Genomic DNA, 4807 nt, shown 5'->3' with positions numbered 1-4807 from the left:
CCAGCGGCGCATCGCGATCGGCATTGACCTGGGCACCACGCACTCGCTGGTGGCCAGCGTGCGCAATGGTGTGTCCGAATGCCTGCCTGATGAGCAGGGAAGGGTGTTGTTGCCGAGCGTGGTCCGTTATCTTGAGGGCGACAAACGCCAGATCGGTTATGAGGCCCTGGCGGCGCAGGTGGATGATCCGCGCAACACCATTTCTTCCGTCAAGCGCCTGATGGGCCGTGGCATCCATGACATTGGCAGCCGTGCCCAGTTGCCCTATGAGCTGAACGACAAGCCGGGCATGGTCACGCTGCAGACCGTCGCCGGCGAAAAAAGCCCGGTCGAGATCAGCGCCGAGATCCTGGCCACGCTGCGCTATCGGGCCGAAGACACTTTCAACGACGACATCTACGGCGCCGTGATCACCGTGCCGGCCTACTTCGACGATGCCCAGCGCCAGGCCACCAAAGACGCCGCGCAACTAGCCGGCCTGAACGTGCTGCGCCTGCTCAATGAACCCACAGCGGCCGCGATTGCCTACGGCCTGGACAACGCCAGCGAAGGCGTCTACGCCGTCTATGACCTGGGCGGCGGCACCTTTGACATTTCCATCCTGCGCCTGACGCAAGGCGTCTTCGAAGTGGTGGCCACCGGCGGCGATTCGGCGCTGGGCGGTGACGATTACGACCGCGCGCTGGTCGACTGGGTGCTGGCCAAGGCCGGGCTCGCCGCAGAGACGCTCACCCCATCCGACAAGGCGGCCCTGCAACGCACCGCGCGCAGCTGCAAGGAAGCCCTCTCCGCCGCCGATCCCGTGCCTTTTTCGGTGCAACTGGCCAAGGCCCTCGTCAACTTCGAGATGAAGGCAGAAGACTTCGAAACCGCGACGGCCCACCTGACCCAGCGCACGCTGGCGGCCGTTCGCAAGGCCTTGCGCGATGCCAAGCTGGCCAAGGAAGATATCCAGGGAGCGGTCCTTGTGGGCGGCTCCACGCGCATGCCCCAGGTGCGCAAGGCGGTCGCCAGCTTCTTCGGCCGTGAGCCGCTGGTCAACCTCAACCCCGATGAAGTAGTGGCGCTGGGCGCGGCCATTTCCGCCAACCAGCTGGCCGGCAACAACACGGGGGATGAGCTGCTGTTGCTGGACGTGATTCCTTTGTCGCTGGGTATTGAGACTATGGGCGGGCTGGTCGAGCGCATCGTCCCGCGCAACCAGACCATTCCCACGGCCATGGCGCAGGACTTCACCACCTACCAGGACGGCCAGACCGCCCTGGCCCTGCATGTGGTGCAAGGCGAGCGCGACCTGGTGGCCGATTGCCGCAGCCTGGCCCGCTTCGAGCTGCGCGGCATCCCGCCCATGGTGGCCGGCGCCGCGCGCATCCGCGTGACCTTTACCGTCGATGCCGACGGCCTGCTCAGCGTGAACGCGAAGGAGCAGGTCAGCGGCGTCGAGGCGCGCATTGATGTGAAGCCTTCCTACGGCCTGTCGGACGAGGACATCGCGCGCATGCTGCAGGACAGCTTTTCCACCGCCCAGCAAGACATGAATGCCCGCGCCCTGGCCGAGGCCCGGGTCGATGCGGACCGCATGATCCTGGCCACGCAAAGCGCCCTGGCGGCGGATGCCGACCTGCTCAGCCCCAATGAGCGTGCGCAGATCGACGGCCTCATCGTCGGCCTGGCCGACACGCGCGCGCACGGCGACGCGGCCGCGATAGAAGCGGCCACCCAGGCGCTGGCCAAAGGCACCGAAGCCTTTGCCGCCCAGCGCWTGAACCGGGGCATCAAGCAAGCCCTGGCCGGTAAAAACATCGAGGCCGTCTGAATCGACTGACAACCATGCCCATCATCAAAATACTGCCTCATCCCGAATACTGCCCGCAAGGTGCTGAAATCAGTGCGCCAGCCGGCACCTCGATCYGCGAAGCCCTGCTCGACAACAAGATCAACATCGAGCATGCCTGCGACCTGAGTTGCGCCTGCACGACCTGCCACGTGGTTGTGCGCGAAGGCTTTAATTCGCTGAACGAGCTCGACGAAAGCGAAGAAGACCTGCTGGACCGCGCCTGGGGCCTGGAGCCCAATTCGCGCCTGAGCTGCCAGGCCTTCCTGGCCCAGTCCGACGTGACGGTGGAGATACCCAAGTACTCCATCAACCACGCAAAGGAAAACCACTGAGTTTTCGGGTGAAAACGGGTGGGGTCAGCCTTCTCCGGAGGCGATAATCCAGCCATGCGCCAAATCGTTCTTGACACCGAAACCACCGGTCTTTCCGCTGAAAACGGCGACCGCATTATCGAAATCGGCTGCGTGGAGCTGGTGGCTCGCAAGCTCACCGGCAACAATCGCCACTTCTACCTGAACCCCGAGCGTGACAGCCATGAGGATGCGCTCAAGGTCCACGGCATCAGCAATGAATTCCTGAAGGACAAGCCCAAGTTTTCGGCCGTCGCCGAGGAACTGCTGGAATACCTGCAGGACGCCGAGATCATCATCCACAACGCGCCTTTTGACGTCAGCTTCCTCAACAAGGAGCTCGAACTCGTAGGCAGGCCGCCCATCAAGCATTGCGTGGCCAAGGTCACCGACAGCCTGATGATGGCCAAGGAGCTGTTTCCAGGCAAACGCAACTCGCTGGACGCCCTGTGCGACCGGCTGGAGGTCGACAATTCGGGTCGGACCTTGCACGGCGCCTTGCTGGATGCGGAGTTACTGGCCGACGTCTACATCAACCTGACCCGTGGGCAGAATGCGCTGGTGATGGACGTGGACGATAGGGCCCAGGAAGGCCAGGTCTCGGCGCCGCAGATAGACCTGAGCACGTTTGAGTTGCCTTTGCTGGCGGCGAACGACCAGGAAGCCGCCGAACACGAAAAGCTGCTGGCCGATATCGACAAATCCAGCAAAGGCAAGACGGTCTGGCGCGCCCTGGCTGCCTGAATTGAAGCGCATTCCGGGGGCGGACCGAAAAATCGGCCCAAAACACCATATAATCATAGGCTGACCGATAGGGCGGTTAGCTCAGGGGTAGAGCACTGCATTCACACTGCAGGGGTCGCAAGTTCGAAACTTGCACCGCCCACCAGAATTTGACGAACAAAAAGGCCAAGTCTTGCGACTTGGCCTTTTTTCATTGCGGCGCCAATCGGCGCCGTTTTTCATGGATTTAGAGGACTTCGCTCGCGAAATCGGCCAGGCGTGAGCGCTCGCCGCGTGCCAGCGTGATGTGCCCGCCATGTGGCCAGCCCTTGAAGCGGTCGACGGCAAAGGTCATGCCCGAGGAGCCTTCGGTAAGGTAAGGGGTGTCGATCTGCGCCAGGTTGCCCATGCAGATGATCTTGGTGCCSGGGCCGGCCCGTGTGATCAGCGTTTTCATCTGCTTGGGCGTCAGGTTTTGCGCCTCGTCGATGATCACGTACTTGTTCAGGAAGGTGCGGCCGCGCATGAAGTTCATGCTCTTGACCTTGATCCGCGAGCGGATCAGCTCGTTGGTGGCGGCGCGGCCCCATTCACCCGAGCCGCTGTCGGTTTTGCCCAGCACTTCCAGGTTATCGTCCAGCGCGCCCATCCACGGGCCCATTTTTTCTTCTTCGGTGCCCGGCAGGAAGCCGATGTCCTCGCCCACGCTCACCGTGGCCCGCGTCATGATGATTTCGGTGTAGCGGCGGTCGTCGAGCACCTGCGTGAGGCCGCTGGCCAGCGCCATCAGCGTTTTGCCCGTGCCCGCCGTGCCCGCCAGGGTGACGAAGTCCACCTCCGGGTCCATCAGCAGGTTCATGGCGAAGTTCTGTTCGCGGTTGCGCGTGGTGACGCCCCAGACGGCATTTTTGAGGTGGTTGTAGTCCTTCAATGTCTTCAGGACGGCGGTTTTGGCCCGGATTTCCGTCACACGGGCATACAGGGGCGGCTCTCCGGGGGCCTCAAAGAACACAAACTGGTTGATCAGCAGGCTGCCCACGATGGGGCCCGTGATGCGGTAGAAGGTGTGGCTGCCTTGCTGCCAGCTTTCGATGGTCTTGCTCTGGCGCGTCCAGAAGTCCGCCGGCAGGGCCAGCGAGCCGGAGTACAGCAGGTCGCCGTCTTCCAGGGTTTTGTCGTTCTGGTAGTCGTCGGTTGCCAGGCCCAGGGCGCGCGCCTTGACGCGCATATTGATGTCCTTGGACACCAGGACTACTTCGCGCGGTGCGTATTCCTTGCGCAGGGCCTCGACCACGCCCAGGATCTGGTTGTCGGCCTTGCCCTGCGGCAGGCTCATGGGCAGCGTGTAGTCCAGCGGTTTGGTCTGGAAAAACAGGCTACCGCCGGCCTCGGGATGGCCGGTGGTGTCCAGCTTCAAGCCCTTGGCGATATCGGCGCCCTGGGCGCCTGCCAGCGCGTCCAGCGTGCGACTGGTCTGGCGGGCATTGCGCGCTACCTCGGTCATGCCCTTTTTGTGGCCGTCGAGCTCTTCGAGCACGATCATGGGCAGGAAGATGTCATGTTCCTCAAACCGGAACAGGCACATCGGGTCGTGCATCAACACGTTGGTGTCGAGCACGAACAGCTTGGTGGGGCCGGTGTGCTTCGCCTTTTTGGGTTTGGTTACCGGCTGCGGGAGAGCAATGCTCTCTTTTTTATAGCTGGTGGGAGCCGGTTTTCCGGGGTGAGCGGCTTCCTTTCCTTTAAAAGCCGAAGGATGGCTGCCTTCACCCGCGGCCCGGCTGTCAAACAGGTCCATCACCGGGGGCTTCTGGGCGGATTCAGCACTTTCCGTTTTTCGTACGACTTTTGAGGGTGAGCGGGCTGGCGCGTCAAGCGCGTCAGGGGAGAGCAGGGC

At 62.7% G+C, this 4807-nt stretch carries 4 protein-coding genes and 1 tRNA gene; 4 read left to right on the top strand and 1 reads right to left on the bottom strand.

Annotation, left to right across the window (positions count from 1 at the left end):
* The 4 genes from hscA to AC1D0P_RS21880 form a co-directional block, all read left to right on the top strand.
* A partial coding sequence (gene hscA / locus AC1D0P_RS21895; RefSeq protein ID WP_477678675.1) for a Fe-S protein assembly chaperone HscA occupies nucleotides 1-1816 on the top strand: 1816 nt, incomplete at its 5' end.
* Between the two features lie 14 nt (nucleotides 1817-1830).
* Nucleotides 1831-2169: an ISC system 2Fe-2S type ferredoxin gene (gene fdx / locus AC1D0P_RS21890; protein ID WP_477678674.1), complete on the top strand. Its 339-nt coding sequence runs from the start codon at nucleotides 1831-1833 to the stop codon at nucleotides 2167-2169.
* Nucleotides 2170-2223: 54 nt separating this feature from the next.
* Complete coding sequence (dnaQ, locus tag AC1D0P_RS21885; protein WP_477678673.1) at nucleotides 2224-2931, top strand: DNA polymerase III subunit epsilon; 708 nt, start codon at nucleotides 2224-2226, stop codon at nucleotides 2929-2931.
* A 70-nt stretch (nucleotides 2932-3001) separates the two neighbouring features.
* Nucleotides 3002-3076: transfer RNA gene (locus AC1D0P_RS21880), tRNA-Val, on the top strand.
* 81 nt (nucleotides 3077-3157) lie between these two features.
* Here AC1D0P_RS21880 and AC1D0P_RS21875 read toward each other — a convergent pair.
* Nucleotides 3158-4807: PhoH family protein (locus tag AC1D0P_RS21875; protein WP_477678672.1), on the bottom strand; the 1650-nt coding region annotated here is incomplete at its 5' end.

The organism is Polaromonas sp. P1_G2 (assembly GCF_056405515.1).
The sequence above is the reverse complement of the archived record's forward strand: the minus strand, read 5'-3'. Positions and strand labels throughout refer to the sequence as shown.

What these genes read in the sequence shown, in the direction of transcription:
- dnaQ (WP_477678673.1), top strand. Translation starts at nt 2,224, where the DNA reads ATGCGCCAAATCGTTCTTGACACCGAAACCACCGGTCTTTCCGCTGAA.